This window comes from Streptomyces sp. NPDC042346, assembly GCF_055581845.1.
This window is the reverse complement of the sequence record NZ_JBVJEH010000008.1, coordinates 234,890-254,148: the sequence shown is the minus strand read 5'-3', so window position 1 is coordinate 254,148 and position 19,259 is coordinate 234,890. Positions and strand designations below refer to the sequence as shown.

The 19,259-nt window shown below is 70.0% G+C and carries 10 protein-coding genes; 7 read left to right on the top strand and 3 right to left on the bottom strand.

All coding sequences use genetic code 11. The features are described 5' to 3' along the window. The first annotated feature begins 51 nt into the window (after nt 1-51). On the top strand, nt 52-2,121 hold the full coding sequence (locus ACZ6K0_RS29160; RefSeq protein ID WP_376401067.1) for an APC family permease: 2,070 nt from the start codon (nt 52-54) through the stop codon (nt 2,119-2,121). Nucleotides 2,122-2,235: 114 nt separating this feature from the next. Further along, nucleotides 2,236-3,564: a class I SAM-dependent RNA methyltransferase gene (locus tag ACZ6K0_RS29155; RefSeq protein ID WP_469232819.1), complete on the top strand. Its 1,329-nt coding sequence runs from the start codon at nt 2,236-2,238 to the stop codon at nt 3,562-3,564. Nucleotides 3,565-4,503: 939 nt separating this feature from the next. Here ACZ6K0_RS29155 and ACZ6K0_RS29150 read toward each other — a convergent pair. Next, nucleotides 4,504-5,010 (bottom strand): hypothetical protein, encoded by a 507-nt coding sequence (locus tag ACZ6K0_RS29150; RefSeq protein ID WP_469232820.1) that lies wholly within the window; start codon nt 5,008-5,010, stop codon nt 4,504-4,506. A gap of 669 nt (nt 5,011-5,679) precedes the next feature. Between ACZ6K0_RS29150 and ACZ6K0_RS29145 the strand changes: the two genes are divergently transcribed. From ACZ6K0_RS29145 to ACZ6K0_RS29130, 4 genes are all read left to right on the top strand, one after another. After that, complete coding sequence (locus ACZ6K0_RS29145; RefSeq protein ID WP_469232822.1) at nt 5,680-7,356, top strand: SWIM zinc finger family protein; 1,677 nt, start codon at nt 5,680-5,682, stop codon at nt 7,354-7,356. 139 nt (nt 7,357-7,495) lie between these two features. Beyond that, entirely contained in the window at nt 7,496-8,698 is a 1,203-nt protein-coding gene (locus ACZ6K0_RS29140) for a serine/threonine-protein kinase (protein WP_469232824.1), read from the top strand. 102 nt (nt 8,699-8,800) lie between these two features. Then, the gene (locus ACZ6K0_RS29135; protein ID WP_469232825.1) at nt 8,801-11,845 is read left to right on the top strand and encodes an SNF2-related protein; all 3,045 of its coding nucleotides are present in this window, start codon (nt 8,801-8,803) and stop codon (nt 11,843-11,845) included. 1 nt (nt 11,846) lies between these two features. Next, nucleotides 11,847-17,414, top strand: a complete 5,568-nt coding sequence (locus ACZ6K0_RS29130) for a DNA methyltransferase family protein (protein WP_469232827.1) — start codon at nt 11,847-11,849, stop codon at nt 17,412-17,414. A gap of 51 nt (nt 17,415-17,465) precedes the next feature. On the opposite strand, the gene ACZ6K0_RS29125 is transcribed toward ACZ6K0_RS29130, so the two are convergent. Next, complete coding sequence (locus ACZ6K0_RS29125; RefSeq protein ID WP_469232829.1) at nt 17,466-17,651, bottom strand: DUF397 domain-containing protein; 186 nt, start codon at nt 17,649-17,651, stop codon at nt 17,466-17,468. Then, nucleotides 17,648-18,514: a helix-turn-helix domain-containing protein gene (locus ACZ6K0_RS29120; RefSeq protein ID WP_469232831.1), complete on the bottom strand. Its 867-nt coding sequence runs from the start codon at nt 18,512-18,514 to the stop codon at nt 17,648-17,650. The genes ACZ6K0_RS29125 and ACZ6K0_RS29120 overlap by 4 nt, the downstream gene beginning before the upstream one ends. 159 nt (nt 18,515-18,673) lie before the next feature. On the opposite strand from ACZ6K0_RS29120, the gene ACZ6K0_RS29115 reads away from it, so the two are divergent. Next, the gene (locus tag ACZ6K0_RS29115) at nt 18,674-19,132 is read left to right on the top strand and encodes an ATP-binding protein (protein ID WP_469232833.1); all 459 of its coding nucleotides are present in this window, start codon (nt 18,674-18,676) and stop codon (nt 19,130-19,132) included. Nucleotides 19,133-19,259 lie beyond the last annotated feature (127 nt).

The following is a 19,259-nucleotide window of genomic DNA, read 5'->3' as shown; positions in this document are numbered from 1 at the left end:
ATCGGGGGTGCCGGTGAGCATGGCGGATTTCGAACGCTTACGATCCTCTCCGTGTCCAAACTGACCGACGTGCCCAAACGGATCCTGATCGGGCGGGCCCTGCGCAGCGACAAGCTCGGGGAAACCCTTCTCCCGAAGCGGATCGCCCTCCCCGTCTTCGCCTCCGACCCGCTGTCCTCGGTGGCGTACGCGCCAGGTGAGGTGCTGCTCGTCCTCTCCGTCGCGGGACTGTCGGCCTACCACTTCAGCCCGTGGATCGCGCTCGCGGTCGTCGTCCTGATGTTCACGGTCGTCGCCTCGTACCGCCAGAACGTGCACGCGTACCCGAGCGGCGGCGGCGACTACGAGGTCGCCACCACCAACCTCGGGCCGAAGGCCGGACTCACCGTCGCGAGCGCCCTGCTCGTCGACTACGTCCTGACCGTGGCCGTCTCGATCGCCTCGGGCATCGAGAACCTCGGCTCCGCGATCCCCTTCGTGGTCGAGCACAAGGTGGCCTGCGCGGTCGCGGTCATCATCCTGCTCACCGTGATGAACCTGCGCGGGGTGAAGGAGTCGGGCAGCCTCTTCGCCATCCCGACGTACGTCTTCGTCGCCGGCGTCTTCATCATGATCGCCTGGGGCGCGTACAAGGGGATCGTCCTCGACGAGACCATGAAGGCCCCCACCGCAGACTTCGAGATCAAGCCCGAGCACGCGGGACTGGCCGGCTTCGCGCTGGTCTTCCTGCTGCTCCGCGCCTTCTCCTCGGGCTGTGCCGCGCTCACCGGCGTCGAGGCGATCTCCAACGGCGTCCCGGCCTTCCGGAAGCCGAAGTCGAAGAACGCCGCCACGACGCTCGCCCTCATGGGCGGCCTGGCCGTCACCATGTTCTGCGGCATCATCTTCCTGGCCATGGCCACCGACGTCCGGATGGCCGAGAACCCCGCCGAAGACCTGTTGCTCAACGGCACGCCGGTCGGTGAGACCTACGTCCAGGACCCGGTCATCTCGCAGGTCGCGGCCGCCGTCTTCGGCGACGGAACGTTCTTCTTCGTCGTCCTCGCCGCCGCCACCGCGCTCGTCCTCTTCCTGGCCGCCAACACCGCGTACAACGGCTTCCCGCTCCTCGGCTCGATCCTCGCCCAGGACCGGTACCTGCCGCGCCAGCTGCACACCCGCGGCGACCGCCTCACCTTCTCCAACGGCATCGTGCTCCTCGCGGGCGCCGCCGCGCTCCTCGTCTGGGTCTACGGGGCCGACTCGACCAAGCTGATCCAGCTCTACATCGTCGGCGTCTTCGTCTCCTTCACGCTGAGCCAGATCGGCATGGTCCGGCACTGGAACCGGCACCTGAGGACGGAGAAGGACCCGGCCAAGCGCCGCCACATGATCCGCTCCCGCGCGATCAACGCGTTCGGTGCCTTCTTCACCGGCCTCGTCCTCGTCGTCGTCCTCGCCACCAAGTTCACCCACGGCGCGTGGGTCGCCCTGCTCGGCATGGTGATCTTCTACGGGACGATGACCGCGATCCGCAGGCACTACGACTCCGTCTCCGCGGAGATCGCCGCCGCGGAGGAACGGCCCGACGAGTACGTCCGCCCCTCCCGGGTCCGCTCCATCGTCCTCGTCTCCAAGCTCCACAAGCCCACCCTCCGCGCGCTCGCCTACGCCAAGCTCATGCACGCGAACGAGCTGGAGGCGCTGACCGTCAACGTCGACCCGGTCGAGACGAAGGCGCTCAGGGAGGAGTGGGAGCGGCGCGGCATCAACGTCCCGCTCAAGATCCTCGACTCGCCGTACCGCGAGATCACCCGCCCGGTGATCGAGTACGTGAAGAGCATCCGCCGCGAGAGCCCGCGCGACGCCGTCTCCGTCTACATCCCCGAGTACGTCGTCGGCCACTGGTACGAGCACCTGCTCCACAACCAGTCCGCACTCCGCCTCAAGGGCAGGCTGCTCTTCACCCCGGGCGTCATGGTGACCTCCGTCCCGTACCAGCTCCAGTCCTCCGAGGTCGCGAAGAAGCGGGCCCGGAAGCGCCAGGAGTGGAACGCGCCGGGCTCGGTCCGCCGGGGCCCGGTGGAGAAGCGCCAGAAGGAACCGACGGCAAAGAACGGCCAGAACGGCCAGAACGGCTAGAACGGCTGGAGCAGCCGGAGCAGCTGGAAACGACCGTCTCGAAAAGAACAACTAGACTGGTGGGCTGCCGTGCAAACGGCAGCCCACCTTCTTCTTCCTCTGGAGTCCCCGGTCATGCAGAACACCCCTGTTACGTCGCTGGTCGGGGCGGAGTACGAGGTAGAGGTCGGCCCGGTGGCCCACGGCGGCCACTGCATCGCCCGCACCGAGGAGGGCCGCGTCCTCTTCGTCCGCCACGCGCTGCCCGGCGAGAAGGTCGTCGCCCGCGTCACCGAGGGCGAGGAGACCTCCCGCTTCCTCCGCGCCGACGCGATCACCATCCTCGACCCCTCCAAGGACCGCGTCGAGGCCCCCTGCCCCTTCGCGGGCCCCGGCAAGTGCGGCGGCTGCGACTGGCAGCACGCCAAGCCCGGCGCCCAGCGCCGGCTCAAGGGCGAGGTCATCGCCGAGCAGCTCCTGCGGCTCGCCGGGCTCACCCCGGAGGAGGTCGGCTGGGACGGCACCGTCATGCCGGCCGAGGGCGACAAGCTGCCGCCGGGCGAGGTCCCGCAGTGGCGCACGCGCGTCCAGTACGCGATCGACGCCGAGGGCCACGCGGGCCTGCGCAAGCACCGCTCGCACGAGGTCGAGATCATCGACCACTGCATGATCGCCGCCGAGGGCGTCTCGGAGCTCGGCATCGAGAAGCGCACCTGGGAGGGCATGGCGTCCGTCGAGGCCATCGCCGCCTCGGGCTCGAACGACCGCCAGGTCATCCTGACCCCGAAGCCCGGCGGCCGTCTCCCCCTGGTCGAACTGGACAAGCCGGTCTCCGTCCTCCGTGTCGACGAGAAGGACGGCGGAGTCCACCGCGTCCACGGCCGTGCCTTCGTCCGCGAGCGGGCCGACGAGCGCACCTACCGCGTCGGCAACGGCGGCTTCTGGCAGGTCCACCCGCAGGCCGCCCAGACCCTCATGCTCGCCGTCATGCAGGGCCTCACCCCCCGCAAGGGCGACTCCGCCCTCGACCTCTACTGCGGCGTCGGCCTCTTCGCGGGCGCCATCGCCGACCGCGTCGGCGAGCGGGGCGCGGTCCTCGGCATCGAGTCGGGCAAGCGCGCGGTCGAGGACGCCCGCCACAACCTGGAGGGCTTCCCCCGCGTCCGCATCGAACAGGGCAAGGTCGAGTCGGTCCTCCCGCGCACGGGCATCACGGACGTCGACCTCATCGTCCTGGACCCCCCGCGCGCAGGCGCCGGCAAGCAGACGGTCAACCACCTCGCGGGCCTCGGCGCCCGCCGCATCGCCTACGTCGCCTGCGACCCGGCCGCCCTGGCCCGCGACATCTCCTACTTCGCCGCCCGCGGCTACCGCGTCCGCACCCTCCGCGCCTTCGACCTGTTCCCGATGACGCACCACGTGGAGTGCGTGGCGATCCTTGAGCCGGTGAAGAAGGACGCCTGACCTGCTGTTTCTCCGAGTGTGCGTTATGGGCGTTACGTGCGTTAGGTGCGATATCTTGACGCATGTTCGACGCACGAACGGCACGGTTTCTGATGGGTCGCTATGCATAATTGGTGACCGTCGGCGGAGCTCTCAGGTATGTCACGGTGGGCATCTTGAAGTGGATGGGGCACTGGCTGTCGAGCTGTTGCCCGCCCCTGCCCCATCCGCCTCTCGGTAGTGACGTCCCGTGACACTAGGGCCTCTCTTGCGGATCGCTGGCAGAGAGATCGCAGGACCTGTTGGTGGCGACGGAACTGTTGCCCGCGGCGATGCGCCTGTGAGCTACGACCTTGCTGTGTGGGACGGCGACCGTCCATTCGACAACCGTGCTGCGAGCTCGATGTGCGACGAGCTCTACGAGCGCTACCTGGAGTCGGACGACGTCGACGTGCCTCCGGCGCCGTGCATTGGGGCGTACGTGGAAGCTCTCATCGCGCGATACCCGGACGACGTCGACCGCAGTGTCGTGTGGGCGTCGCCCCCCCGGTCATCGATGAGGCCTCGGGTTCGATGGTGTACCTGCTCATGTCCTACAGCAAAGCTGAGGAAGTATCCGAGTACCCCGCTGCACTGGCCCGCGAGCACGGACTCGTCTGCTTCGACCCGCAGGGAGAATGCCTCCGGCCGTGAGCTGCCTGCTCTTCAGCGGGCGGACCAAAGAAAGATGCCCGCGATGAGGAGAACGGCGCGGTAGACCGTGGCGGTCTTCTCGTAGCAGGTGGCCAGGCCGCGCCATTGCTGCCCTAGGCCCGCGACTAGGTCGAACTAGCCGCCGAGAAACGCCGCTTCTTCCGCAGACGCCAGCGCCAGCCGCACATCGTTCGCGGCTACCTCGGTGGCCCGCGCGTCCTCCACACCCTGGACGAGAACCCCATGAGTTTCTGATCAATAACAGTCCTACTGGGATTCCTCGGAACCTTCCTCGCTCGCTCCAGCGATCTTGCCGCCGACGAATACCACGCCCAGCCCGAGGGCGGCTGCACCGGCGGCTGCCACCACCTTCATCCCCGCCCCCAGGAACTGCTTGCTCTCACTGTCTTTCTCGTATGCCTGCCGCACGTTTCGGTCGAGGCGGTCGTGGAGGGCTTCCCGCTGTGCCCAGCTGAGGTCGTCCCGACCGAGGTCGGCCCGCAGGGCGTCCCGCTGGTCCTGCGAAGCCTGGTAGAAGTGGTTCTGACTGTTCTCGTTGGCTGCGAGAGTGGACTTGTGGGCCTCTGTGACCGCATCGATGTCGGCCTTGCCCAGGTCCTTGAAGGCGGGGAACTGCTCGATGAGCTTGAGCCGCACCTCGGTGGCCATCTCGGGCATCGCTGCCGCGAACTTGAGCACCTTGTCCTTGGATAGGTTCCGCCAGTTCGGGATACCCAACTTCCGCTTGACCGCTGCTTCGTTCACGTCGCCCATTCCCTGACTCCGTTCGTCGTCCCGGATAGTAGCGGTGCCCACCGACAGGACCCTCTTCCGCGTCCTCGGCCTGCTCGCCATGACCCTGTGAGCCGCATTCGGGGGTCAGGTGCACCCACTGCGTGTCAGTCAACGGCACTGCCCGACCAACGATCGCATGGTCGGGACGGCACGACCGCAGGAATCAGCTCATCTCTGAAGGCCGGTCAAGGTCGAGCACCGGGGCCGGCCTCAGGTCGAACTCGCAGATCTCCACCCCGACAAACAAGACGTGATCCCGGTCCAATCGGAGCCACACACGAGGTTCCTCGTCGTCGAGAATGCTCCAGGCACTGTCGGCACACGGGCCTTGCCGGCCGCGCTCTGAGCGGCAGCCTGCGGCGAGATCCCATTGAGGTTGACCTTGATCATTCCCGAGGTCACGCCGTGCTTGTCCAGGGAGACCGTGGGCGAGGCCTTCGTCAGGTTCACAGTGGCGGGCTTGGTCATGCGGCCCTTTCGGGGAAGGTCCGGGGAGCCGGGGTGGGCGACGACCATGCAGGTGGGGTGTGAGGCACCGCGGAGAACGGGTTGTTGACGGCCTGACATGAGGATGGGCCCGTTGGCTGGGGCGGCCGTTACCGTGGGGGCTGTTTGGGGAGTCCAGGCCGGAGCGGAGCGCGGTGAGTCGTGGGCGGTCTTACGGAGGCGAAGCTGAGGGCGCTGGCCGGGGAGCGTTCGTTCGAGCGTGGACTCGCTTATGCCGACGAAGTGTCCGGGGTCGAGTTCGGTGACGGCTGGATCAGGGCGTCGGTACGCGGCACCGAGCGGTACGAGGTGGAGCTGCTTCTGGGCGTGCGCAGAAAGCCCGCGGGCACGTGCGATTGCCCGTACGGCCAGGAGGGCCACTTCTGCAAGCACCTGGTCGCGCTCGGTCTGACGGTGATCGCCCAGGAAGCCGACCTGCCTCGCCGGCGGAAGGCTGCCCGGGACAGGACCCGAGGCCTCGACGCCTGGCTGACCGGCATGTCACGGGACGATCTGCTTGCTCTTGTACGGGAAGAGATGGCCGAGGACCGGAGCCTGCGGAGACGTCTGGAACTGCGGGCCGCGAGCGCCAGCGGCGACGTGGTCGGGATCCGTTCCCGTATCCGCGAGTTGCTCGACAGCGGCCCTTTCGCCCGGTACGGCTACGTCGAGTACGCCGACGTTCACGCCTACGCCGACCAGGCCGCACAGGCGGTCAGTGCGATCCGGTCACTGACGGCCTCCGGCCAGGCAGCCGACTCGATCGCTCTGGCCCGGGAGGCGATCGGGATGCTGGTCGCTGTGGTCGAAAGCGTCGATGACTCCGACGGCCGGTTCGGGGAGATCGGCGTCGGCCTGGCCGACGCCCACCATGACGCCTGCCGCGCGGCCCGCCCCGACCCGGAGGAACTCGCCCACTGGCTCGTGAGGCACGCGCTCGACGACGCGGCCGACCTGACGGACATCGACCCGCTCGACTACGAGGACCTGCTCGGCGGGCAGGGGATGGCCGCCTTGCGCCGGTACGTGACGGAAGCATGGACGGCGAACCGCACCGGCTGGGCCGAGAAACACCTCATGCAGCGTCTCGCGAAGTCGGGACGGGACATCGACACGGTGATCGCCGTGCACGCCGCCGACCTTGCACCGAACGGTCACACCCATCTGCTCATCGCCCGCGAACTCGACACCGCCGGCCGCACCGTCGAAGCCCTGGAATGGGCTGAGCGCGGCATCCGGGAGACCGAGGACCTCGCCACCGTCGACACCGCCTTGATCGACCACCTCGCCGACCGCTACACCCGGACCGGTCGGCCCGCCGACGCGGTCACCCTGCGCCGGGACCACTTCGCGGCCCGCCGCACCCTGCTCGCCTACCAGCAGCTGCGTGCCGAGGCCATTGCCGCCGCATGCTGGCCGACCGAGCGCGAGCGCGCACTGGCCCATCTCCGCGTCGATGCCGAACGCGTGGACACGCGCGGTGGCCGGGTCCTGGTCGACATCCTGCTTGACGACGGGGACGTGGATGCCGCCTGGCGGGCAGCCGGCGAGTACGGCGCCCACGACGGCCAGTGGCTCACCCTCGCGGACCAGTCCCGCCCGATCCGCCCCGAGGATGCCCTCGTCGTCTACCTCCGCCTGGTCACTCGCCTCACCCACGAGACCGGCAACCGCGCCTATGAACAGCTCGTCAGCCTGCTCCTGGGTATCCGCGACTGTCACCGCCGCCTCGGCACACCGGACGACTTCACCGCCTACATCACCGACCTGCGCGTCGCCCAGAAGCGGAAGCGGAACCTGATGCGGCTGATGGACGACCACGGCCTGTCAGGCTCGTGACGACCACCGTCGCGCCTGTGGGCGCCTTCGAGGAAGCCGGTACAGGACGATAGAAGACCTGCATAGACTGCCTTCCGGTCCGGGTAGGTCCACCGCGCGGAATCGCGGGGTGCGGACCGCAAGGGGGAGGCGTGACACCGTGGAACCACTGAGGGACGACGACCCGAAGGAGATCGGGGGTTTCGCCCTCGTGTGCCGGATCGGCTCCGGCGGCATGGGCCAGGTGTTCCTGGGCGAGTCCGCGGCCGGCCACCAGGCCGCGGTGAAGGTCATCAAGCCCTCCGTGCTCGACGAGGACACCCGGGCGCGTTTTCTGTCCGAGGTGGAGAGCCTGCGCACCGTCTACGGGCCTTTCGTCGCGGCCTTCGTCGGCGCCGACGCGAAAGCCGATCAGCCGTGGCTCGCGGTCGAGTACGTCCCCGGACCCGATCTGCGCACCCTGGTCGCCGGTCAGGGGCCCCTGCCGCTCGCCGAGACCGCCAGCCTCGGAGCACTGCTGGCCGAGGGCCTCGGCACGGTCCACGAGGCAGGGCTGCTCCACCGCGACCTGAAGCCGCAGAACATCCTGCTCTCCCCCTACGGCCCCAAGGTGATCGACTTCGGTCTCGCCGTGCTCGCGGAACGCCGCACCGCCCTGACGGCCACCGGCTTCGTCGTCGGCAGCGTGCTCTGCATGCCTCCGGAGCAGGCCCGGGGCGAGCAAAAGCTGGACCGGTCCGCCGACGTGTACGCGCTGGGCGCGGTGCTGCTTTTCGCCGCGACCGGGCACTACCCGTACGAGGGGCCGACGTGGCAGGCCGTCGCCCTGAGGATCGAGGACCCGGCGACCCCTCCCGATCTGACGGACGCCCCACCCGAACTCGTGCCGCTGATCACGGACATGCTGGCACTGGATCCGGATACCAGGCCGGCACTGCCCGAAGTCACCGAGAGGCTGGTGCGCGTCATCCGTGCACAGGGTCTGACCGCCCTCCAGGCCAAGCGCCGCCTCTCAGCTCTGACGCCCGAGATCAGCGTGCCCCAGCTTCCCGCGCCGGCCCCCGAACCTTCGGCGGGAGCCGACGCACCCGCCTACACACCCGCCGTCATCGACCAGGCGGCGGCCGAGGACGACGAGCAGGCGGGCCCGGCTGGTTCCGCAGGGGCCGGGCAGCACGCCTCGGAGGGAGAGCCCGGTGCGGATGATTCGGACGACGGCGCATCCGCCCTCCCGGAGTCCTCGCCCGCGCAGGCGGAAACCCGCCCGCGCCCGCGAGGCGGGACGACCGCTGTCCGGCCCTCCGCGCCCTTGAGGATCGCCGAGCGGATTCGTGCCGGCTACGCCCGCGAGGCCCGCTTCTGAGCAGGCGCGGCCCCCGTGCCCGATCTCGTACGTCCCGCTTCCTCCCCGTGACAGACTTGCGGAGGCGAGAGCGACGACACACGCAAGACGAAGGGGCCGTGAGTGACCGACCAGGGGGCGACGCCGGAGGGAACCCGGTTCCCGCCGGGCGCGCAGATCCTCGTACGGGACGAGGAGTGGCTGGTCCGCAACACCACCACGACCGATCACGACGGGGAGAGGATCGAGGCGGTCGGCGTCTCCGAGTTCGTGCGGGACGAGGAGGCCGTCTTCTTCAGCGGCATCGACACGGTGGAACTCCTGGACCCGGAGAAGACCGTCCTCGTACCCGACACCTCCTCGTACTTCCGGCGCAGCCGCCTGTTCCTCGAAGCCGTCCTGCGCAAGACGCCGCTGCCCCAGTCGGAGCGGGGCCTCGCCCTCGCCGACCGCTTCCTCCTGGACCCGCTCGTCTACCAGCAGCGCCCGGCCGAACTCGCCCTGTCCATGCGCAACCTTCGCCCCCGGGTCCTCATCGCCGACGTCGTCGGTCTCGGCAAGACCCTGGAGATCGGCCTGACCCTTGCCGAGCTCATCCGGCGAGGCCGCGGCGAGCGCATCCTGGTCGTGACCCCGCAGAGCATCCTGGAGCAGTTCCAGCACGAGCTGTGGACGCGTTTCTCCATCCCGCTCGTACGGCTCGACTCGCTCGGCGTCCAGCGTGTCCAGCGCGAGCTTCCGGCCGGGCGGAACCCGTTCACGCACTACAAGCGCGTGATCATCTCCGTGGACACCCTCAAGAACATCGGCCAGTACCGGCACCACCTGGAGCGGATCCGCTGGGACGCCGTCGTCATCGACGAGTCCCACAACCTGATCAACCCCGGCAGCCAGCGCCGCGCCCTCGCCGAGATCCTCGCCCCGCGCACGGACGCCCTGCTGCTCGCCAGCGCCACCCCGCACAACGGCGACAAGCGGTCCTTCGCCGACCTGATCTCCCTGCTCGACCCGGCCGCCATCGCCGACCGCGACCACTACGACCCGGCGGAGGACCTCGGCCACCTCTTCATCCGGCGCACCAAGATCAGCCCCGAGGTCCGGGACGAGATGGGTACCGAGTGGCCGGACCGGGGTCCCACCGTCTCCCTCCATTGCGTGGCCACCGAGGCGGAGGAGCGGGTCTTCGCCGAACTGGCCGAGCACTGGATCCCCGCCCCGCCGACGAGCACGGAGTTCGGCACCGCCGGTCAGGACCCCGTCTCGGTCGCCGTCGAGCCGGTCTTCGCCTACAACCTGCTCAAGACGTTCCTGTCCTCGCACGTCGCCCTGGGCGAGACGGTCGCGAACCGCATCTCCTCCCTCACGGACCGGGTCCGCAAGGCCGAGGAGAAGGGGCTCCGGCCCGACCCCGCCATCGCCACCGAGCAGGCTGCCCTCGCCCGGCTCCAGGAGATCGTCTCCGGCATGGGCGACGGCACCGCGCCCGGCGACTCCGCCAAGCTCGACGCGCTCGTCGCCCAGCTCAAGGAGATCGGTGTCGGCCCCCGGTCCACCACGCGGGCCGTGGTCTTCTCCGAACGCGTCCGCACACTGACCTGGCTCGCCGAGGTCGTCCCCGCCCGCCTGGGCTTCCCGGTCGGGGCGGACGGCACGTCGAAGGCCGTGGCCGTGATGCACGGCGGCCTCAGCGACGAGGAGCAGGGCAAGGTCCTTGAGGCGTTCGGCCTCGCCGACACCCCCGTCCGGCTGCTGTTCACCGGAGACGTGGCCTCCGAGGGCGTCAACCTGCACCGCCAGTGCCACCACCTCGTCCACTACGACATCCCGTGGTCCCTGATCCGCATCGAGCAGCGCAACGGCCGTATCGACCGGTACGGGCAGAAGTACGAGCCACGGTTCCACGCGCTGATCCTCACCTCGGCCGTCCCCGGCGCCAAGGACGACCGCACGGTCGCCGAGAAGCTGCTCCTCCGGGAGGAGGAGGCGCACAAGCTGGACGGCACGGCCGAGGCCGTCTCCGGTCTCTACCGCGCCGAGGAGGAAGAGCGCCGGCTCATCAAGGAACTGGTCAGGGGCGGCACGGTCGAGGAGTTCCTGGAGTCCTCCCCCGCCGAGGACACGGCCCTCGCCGACCTGTTCGGCCAGGTGGACACGATCACCGAGCAGGAGCTGCCCGCCCGCGCCGAGCTGATCTCTCTCTTCGACGGCGACACCGCCGACTTCGTCGCCACCGCCCTCGACGAGGTGTACGAGGAGCGCGCCGAGGACCAGATCGCCCTGTCGTCCGGCACCGACGCCCAGGGCGGGGCCTACTTCTCCCTCTCCCCGGCCCTGGCACCCGACCTGCTCCACCGCCTCAAGGCCCTGCCGCCCTCCTACCTCAGGGAACAGCACGTCGCCGAACGGATGCTGGTCACCTTCGACCGGGCCCTCGCGCAGCGCAAGCTCACCGAGGCCAGGGACAGCAGCACCACCATGTGGCCGGACGTCTCCTTTCTGACGGACATCCATCCGGTGGTCGAGTGGCTGACGGACAAGGTCCTGGTCGAGTTCGGCCGGCAGGAGGCCCCGGTCATCACCACGCCCCACGTCGACGGCCCGGTCTTCCTCGTCCAGGGCATCCACTCCAACGCTCTCGGCCGCCCGACCGTGGTCCGCTGGATGGCCGTGACCGGTCTCCGCCCCGACGGCACCGGGACGCCCGAGGTACGACCCATGGCCGACGCGCTGCGCGACGCGAAGGTCGGCCCGAGGCTCGCCCGCACCGGAGGCCCGCGGGACCCGGCCCTGCTCCAGACCCTCGTCCCGGCCGCCGTCGCCGCCGCCCGCCACCACCTGGACGCGGGCAGGGCCGCGTGGGAGGAGCAGATCAGCGGGCCGCTGGCCGCCTACCGCGACCACGTCGCCCGGTGGCGTGCCGACTCCCTGCTGCCCGGCGTCACCGGCCGCCGCGAGCGCCTCGTCGAGGAGACCGCCGACGAACTGGCCCGGCTCCTCGACCAACTCCACACCACCGGCCGCCCGCTGCTGCGGGTCCTCGCCGTCCTCGACCGCCCCGGCGCCCCCGACGCCTCCGGAGCCGAGGCGGTCGCACCCGCGGCCGACGCCCAGGAGCCGGCCCCCGCATCCGACGCCGCCCACCCGTCCGACGCCCAGGCGGAGAACTGACGTGACGTACGACTCGCTGGTCAACCACGGCGACTACCTCTCGCCGCACTACCTCGCGGAGGTCCTCCCCAAGGACCTCAAGGCGAAGGACGGCCTTCTCACCCGCTGGGCGGCCTTCGAGGAGACCGAGCGCCGCCGCCACGCCGACGCCGTCGCCGACGCCGCCCGCCAGGGCATCGGCCCCGACTCCGTACCGCCGCGCGTCCGCACCCCCCGCGAGGGCCTGCGCGCCCTGTACGGCTCCTACTTCGCGGGCCGCGCCGCGCTCGCCGAGGACGCGGCGGCGCTCGCCGCGCCCAACGCGCTCGTACCCGAAGGGTGGCGGAAGCGCTACACCGAGAGTCACCTCGACACCCTGCGCGCCCTCGGCTACGCCGACGCCCACGAGCAGACCGTGACCGTCCACCGCGCCGACCGCGAGTACGCCGTCCAGGTGCTCCACGCCGAACCCGGCCTGTACGCGGTCGCCTGCGGCTGGACCACCGAACCCGACGCCGCCCTCGACCCGGACGGCGCCGGCCGTCTGCTCCACCCGGTGGAGACGGAGACGTCGGCGCCGGACCTGCTGGACGCGAAGGCCCTCACCGACTTCCTCTTCACCTGCGACGCACCTCCGCGCCACGTCCTGCTGCTCGTCGGCGGCGTCGTCGTCCTCGCCGACCGCCTCGCCTGGCCCGAGGGCCGCTATCTGTCCGCCGACCTCGACGCTGCCCTGCACCGCCGCGACGACCGCCACGGCGGCGAACTCGACATCCTGGCTGCGCTGTTCGGCGCCGACGCGCTGCGCGTCCCCGCCGAGGGCGGCACCGCCCCGCTCGCCGCCTTCCTCGACCGGTCCTCCAAGCACGCCGTCGGCGTCTCGACCGAACTCCGCGAAGGCCTGCGCCTGAGCGTCGAGTGGATCGCCAACGAGGTCCTGGACCGCCTGCGCGAACCGGAGAACGGCGTCGCCCCCGCCGACCTGGACGACCCGGCCCGCCTCGCCAAGGAACTCAGCCGCGAGTCGCTGCGCTACCTGTACCGCATCCTGTTCCTCTTGTATGCCGAGGCCAGCCCCGCCCTCGGCATCCTGCCCTCCGACTACCCCGAGTACGAGCAGGGCTACGGCCTCCAGCGCCTCGGCGACCTCGTCCTGCGCGACCTCGTCGGCGAGCGCTCCCGGAAGGGCTTCCACCTGTACGAGTCGCTCGACCTGCTCTTCGAGAAGGTCGAGAAGGGCCACCGCCGCTACGGCACCGAGCCCGAGGACCTCGCGGCGGAGGCGGCGGCCCGGGAGGCGACGGAGGCCGAGAACGAGGCGGCGAGGCTGCTCGCCGACGGCGAGATCACCCAGGCCGAGTACACCGAGCGGGTCCGCGAGGCCGACCGCGCCCGCCGCGCCGCCGCCCGCAGCACGAGCGCGGGCCTGCGCTTCGAGGCCCTGCGCTCCGAGCTGTTCACCAAGGAGGCCGTCCGTCTCATCTCGGACGACCAGATCGAGAACCCGGAATACAGGGGCGGAGAAGCAGAGAAGCGCCGCCCCTTCCTGGACACCCGGCTGCGCAACGAGACCCTGCACAAGGTGCTGCGCCGCCTGATGCTCACCAAGGGCAGGGGGCGCGAGCGCGGCGGCTTCATCTCGTACGCCCAGCTCGGCATCAACCAGCTCGGCGCGGTGTACGAGGGCCTGATGTCGTACACCGGCTTCATCGCCGAGGAGGAGCTGTACGAGGTCGCCAAGGGCGGCGACCCGTCGGGCGGCAGCTGGATGGTCCCGGAATCCCGTGTCCGCACCGGGGATTACGACGACGCCCTCTTCGTCAAGCGGACGAACGAGGAGACGGGCCGCCTGGAGCGGGTGCCCCACCCCAAGGGTTCGTTCGTCTACCGCCTGGCCGGCCGCGACCGCCAGACCTCCGCCTCCTACTACACCCCGAAGTCCCTCACCGAGGTCACGGTCGAGCTGGCCCTCAGGCACCGCCTCGACCAGGACGGCACCACCCCGGCGAAGGAACTCCTGGAGTGGAAGATCTGCGAACCCGCCCTCGGCTCGGGCGCGTTCCTCAACGAGGCCATCGACCAGGTGGCCGCCGAGTACCTGAGGCGCCGGGAACGCGAGCTGGGCCGCCGGATCGACCCCGAACTGCGGCAGGTCGAGCTCCAGAAGGCCAAGGCGTACATCGCCCTGCACAACGCCTACGGCGTGGACCTCAACGCCACGGCGGTGGAACTCGCCGAGGTTTCCCTCTGGCTCAACTCCATGCACCCCGGCATGCGGGCCCCCTGGTTCGGCCTCCATCTGCGGCGCGGCAACTCACTCATCGGCGCGGGCCGCAAGGTCTACCAGGCGGACGTCCTGCCGGGCGGTGGATGGCTGGCCAAGAAGAACACCCTCCCGCCGAAGGACCTGCCGTTCCGGGACGGGCCGCTGCCCGACGGCGCGGTGCACCAGTTCCTGCTGCCCGCGATCGGCTGGGGCGCGGTCGCCGGAGAGCCGGAGGCCAAGAAGCTCGCCGAAGACGAGGCCAAGGCGCTGGGCCAGTGGCGCAAGGGCGTCCAGAAGGCCCCGAAGGGACCGAAGCCGTTCCAGGAGCGCGGCGACGAGACCGCCGAGGCCCGGCAGAAGCGCTACGACCGCTGGCGCAAGGCGGCCGACAAGACCGAGCTGGGCCGCCTCCAGGGCGTGGCCCGGCGCGCCGAGTTCCTGTGGTCCCTGGTCGCGACCCGCCTCGAACTCTCCGAACGGGCGGTGTCCCGCCGCGTCGACGTGTGGGGCGCGGACTGGCTGGAGCAGTCGGCAGAGGCGGAGGACAAGCAGAGGGTCCTCGACGACCTGACCCGGCACGGGACACCGTACTGGCGGCTGAAGACCGTCATGGACGCCTGGTGCGCGCTGTGGTTCTGGCCGCTGGACAAGACCGGCGAACTCGACGGTACGGACCCGGTGTACGGCACGGGCGGCTCGCTCGTCGACGAGTCGTCGGTCCCGGGGCTGCTGGGCGGTGGGACGGTGGAGCCTGGCGCCCCGGTCGCGTCGGCAACGCCGGTGGAGCCGCCGTCCTGCCCCGCGCCCGGGGACCAGCTGTGGCGGACGGCCGGCCTGTTCGACGACCCGGACGGGGAGCAGGAGGAGCTGGGCGCGGACCTGGACGCTGGCGCGTCCAAGCGGAGCGCCCCGGCCGCCCGCAAGGCGGTCAACCGCGCGCCGGAGCGCACGACGGTCCCGCTCCAGAGCCTCGGTGACTGGCTGGACTTCCTGGAGAGCCTGCTGGGCAGGGTCGACATGCCCGAGCAGTCGCTGCTCTCGGGCATCGAGAACCTCAGCCCCGACGAGGCGCTGGAACTCCTTGCCGACGTGGAGGACCGCCTGGAGGGCTTCCTCGGCATGCGCCCGGCGACGCAGCTGCCGTTCCGCTATCCGTGGCTGAACACGGTCGAGGACATCGCGGGCACGACGGAGAAGGACATAAAGGCGGAGGACGGCCACGGCTTCTTCCACTGGGAGCTGCACTTCGCGCATGTGTTCCGGGGGGCGGGGGGCGGGTTCGACCTTCAGGTGGGGAATCCGCCGTGGGTGCGGCCGAAGTGGGAGGAGAACCCGATCCTGGCCGAGTACGAGCCGTGGTTCATGCTCACCGAGAAGCCCACGAAGGTGGAACGCACCCGGCGACGCGACGAACTGCTGGAGTCGCCGCGCGCCCGCTCCTATCTGCTCGCTGAATTGGCGTCGACCAGCGGCATGAGCGAGATGCTTGGCGCAGGACCGGTGTATCCCCTGCTTGCGGGCACTCAGCCAGACCTGTACCGGGCGTTCATGTGCCAAACGTGGCAGCACATGGCCCACGACGGCTCCGTAGGCCTGGTCCATCCGGGCTCGCACTTCAGCGGTGACAGGGAAGGGCGCCTGCGTGAGGCCGCGTACACCCGGTTGCGGGTGCATGGAGACTTCGTAAATCAGGGCAACCGCTTCTTCCCGCCTCCTGTCGGCCACGCCAGTCACTTCGGCGTGCATATCTACGGTCGGGAAGGCGAGATTGGCTTTGACCATCTGTCCTGGCTCGTCTCGGTAGACGCCCTGCGCCTGTCGGCTGAGGACGACGGAACCGCCCCGGACCCCGGAATCAAGTACGGTGCGAGCTGGGATGAACGTCCGCACCGTAAACGGATCATCCGCGTGGACGAAGAACTGCTTGCCCGATGGCAGAAGCTCACCGGTGACGAGGCGCAACCCGTACGCCAGGCCCGGCTGCTGTCGCCAGTGAGTACGGCGGAGGCGCAGGCGATCGAGGCGCTGGCGGACTACTCGCTGCGCCTCGCGGAGTACGAGCCACAGATCAGCAGCGGTTACCACGAGAGCGGTGCCAAGGCGGCCGACCTCATCGACTACAACAAGCCCGATGGGGCTGGTGTGGTCCGCCGGCCGGCCGACTGGGCAGAGGTGATCCTCAAGGGCCCGCAGATCGGTCTGGCCAACCCCATGTTCAAGCAGCCGAGCCAAGGCGCCGGCGAGGTCCTGGGCCTCAACCCCATGACCCTCGCGGACGACGCCGTGCCGGAGTCCGAATACATGTACGTGGCGAAGCCCGAGGTGTACCGGGCGGCGCAGGACGTGTGGAGCGACGGCAGGACGCTGGAACAACTCAGGCAGTCCGAGCGTGAAGTGAGGCGGGCGAGGAGCGCGGCTTCGAGGCGCTTCGAGATGGGGGTCTCGGAGGTCACCAAGGAGCAGGTAGAGGCGGAGCTGCTGCTGCGGTTGCGGCGGCCGTATACGGAGTTCTATCGGGTGGCGTGGCGGCGCCAGATCGCGCCGGATACGGAGCGGGCGCTGTATGCCGTGCTCCTGCCCCCCGGACCCGCTCATGTTGACCAGATTCAGAGCATGAGCATTGCGGCCCCGGCGCTCATGAGCCTCACAGGAGGCTTCTGGTCTGCCCTACCCATCGACTATTTCCTACGCACCACCGGGCGGGGAGACCTTCGCGTTGCGGGTGCCAAGATGATGCCCGCACCCTTCGTCGGACATCCTCTTGCCTCGGCCCTGCTCCTGCGTACCCTCCGCCTCAACTGCCTCACCAGTGCGTATGCAGATCTCTGGGAGGAGCTGTACGACGCCAGCTGGCCAGCCTACGAGCCGTGGGCATGCGACTGGCCGGAGCTGCAACCACTTCACACAGTCGGTCCGGTGTGGACGCGGAACACCCCTCTGCGCACCGAGCGGGCACGGCGGGCAGCCCTTGTGGAGATCGACGCTCTCGTCGCGGTCTGGCTCGGCGTGAGCGCCGACGCCCTCGTCGCCATGTACAAGGCCCGGTTCCCGATCATGCAGGACTTCGACGCCGTGACCTGGTTCGACTCCCGGGAGCGCAAGATCGCAGGGAAACGCCACACCTACGGCTTCGGCCAGACCAAGGAGCACTACGAGCACTTCCTCGCCTACCAGAAGAAGGAGCGGCCCGAGCCCCCCGAGGGCTACACCGCGCCCTTCTACAAGGCGAACCGTGAAGAGGAGATGCGTGCGGCGCACGCGTACTTCTCCGCGCGGCTCCAGGAGGCCGTCGGCAAGGGGAAGTGGACGCCTCCCACGGTGTGAACGACAGCGCCCCGCGCCGGACTCGTCCGGCGCGGGGCGCTGTCGTGAAGGTCAGCTCTGGGCGGCGTACGTGACGAAGTCGTCCCACGCGGCGGGGGAGAGGGCGAGTTCGGGGCTCCGCTGGTCCTTGGAGTCCCGGACGTGGATCGCCTGGGTTCCCTTTGCCACCTCTACGCAGCTGTCACCCTGCGAGCCGCTGTAACTGCTCTTGAACCAGGCCAGTTCGGACGTGCTCATAGCGCTCCTCGCAATCGCTTGAGCAGGCCCAGTGAATCCTCGGGCGTCAGGGCCTGCGAGCGCAGTTTCGCATACCGCTGCTGGAGGAGGCTGATCTCCTTGCGGTTGGAGATCAGTCGTCCGTTCTGCTGCCCCTCGGAGTACGCGAACCAGTGGTTGTCCGGTGTCTCAGCCAGTTGCACAGGGCCGTCCATGCCCGCATGGGACAGGCTCCGCGTAGGCATCACCTGAAACTCCACGTTCCAGTTCCGCTCGATCAACCCCACCAAGTGGTGCAGCAGTTCCCGCGTCACCGCCTCCCCGCCCGTCCACCGCTCCAGCACCGCCTGCTCCACGATGAAGCTGAACGCCGTCGGCGGCTTCCGCGTGACCGCCAGCAGTTCCTGCCTCGCCAGCCGTGCTGCGATCCGCTGTTCCAGCTCCTCCGGGTCCGGCAACGGGGGCACGTCCAGCGAGACCGCCCGTGCGTACGCCTCCGTCTGCAACAGGCCCGGGACCACCCGGCATTCGTACGTGTACAGACTGATCGCCGTCGCCTCCAGCCGCGCCCACTGCCGGAACCAGCTCGCAAGCCCCGCCTGCCTCGACAGGTGCGGCGCCGCCTTCCGCAGCGCGCCCGTGCCGCCGAGTACCGGTTCCGCGCGCTCCACGAAGTCGCGGTCCGGCATGCGCCGGCCCTGTTCGACCGAGGCGACCGTGTGCTTGGAGTAGCCGATCAGGGCGCCGAACTCCTCGCGGCTCAGGCCCGTGTGCTCGCGTAAGGCCTGGACGACCGCGCCGAAGGTGCGCAGACTGTCCGACGCCCCCGGTTCCGCGCCGCCCGCCGCCGCCCCCGTACCGCCGTCCGTGCTCTCGTAGGCCACCGCCGGACACCTCCCGTGCCACCCGCCGCCGTACCGCTTCGACCCCGGTCATCGTCACGTACGGTCACGCGTACTGTCCACCGAACGTGCGCGTACGCTGACCCGGCGTACGCGCGGCGGCCCTGGTGAACTCACCTCACCCAGCGGCACCTTGGGCCTATGACAGCACCGTCCACCCCCACCGCCCACGCGGCACCCGTCACCGTACGTGTGTTCACCCAGCGTTTCAGCTCCACCCCGCGAGGCGCCCGGCTCGCCCGCCGGCTCGCGCTGCACCAGCTCGACACCTGGGGCGTGCCGCACGGCAGCCCGGCGTCCGACACCGCCGCCCTGCTCGTCGCCGAACTCGCCGCCAACGCCGTCACGCACGGCCGCGTCCCCGGCCGGGACTTCGAGCTCGCCGTCAAGCTCCTCGGCCGGACCTTGCGTGTCGAGGTCTCCGACACCCGGGGCGAGCGGCGTCCCCCCGGCCCGGGAACGTCCCGCCCCGTACCCCGGCCGCTCTCCGAGGACGGCCGGGGCCTGCTCCTTATCGAGGCGCTCGCCGACCGGTGGGACGTCCTCGACCGCGTCCCCGTCGGCAAGACCGTCGTCGCCGAGCTGGACCTGACACACTGACCGCCGCCGGCCGGACAACCTGGGCAGGCATCGGGCGGTCGCGCTGACAGCCCCCGGCACCGTATATAGGCTGAGCCGAACTCATAGCCCATTGCGCGCGCAATAGGTTATGAGCCAAGCAGCGGGC

Coding starts and splice junctions, on each gene's coding strand:
- ACZ6K0_RS29125 (WP_469232829.1), bottom strand. CDS start 17,651: ATGAGCACGTCCGAACTGGCCTGGTTCAAGAGCAGTTACAGCGGCTCG.
- ACZ6K0_RS29115 (WP_469232833.1), top strand. CDS start 18,674: ATGACAGCACCGTCCACCCCCACCGCCCACGCGGCACCCGTCACCGTA.
- ACZ6K0_RS29155 (WP_469232819.1), top strand. CDS start 2,236: ATGCAGAACACCCCTGTTACGTCGCTGGTCGGGGCGGAGTACGAGGTA.
- ACZ6K0_RS29150 (WP_469232820.1), bottom strand. CDS start 5,010: ATGGGCGACGTGAACGAAGCAGCGGTCAAGCGGAAGTTGGGTATCCCG.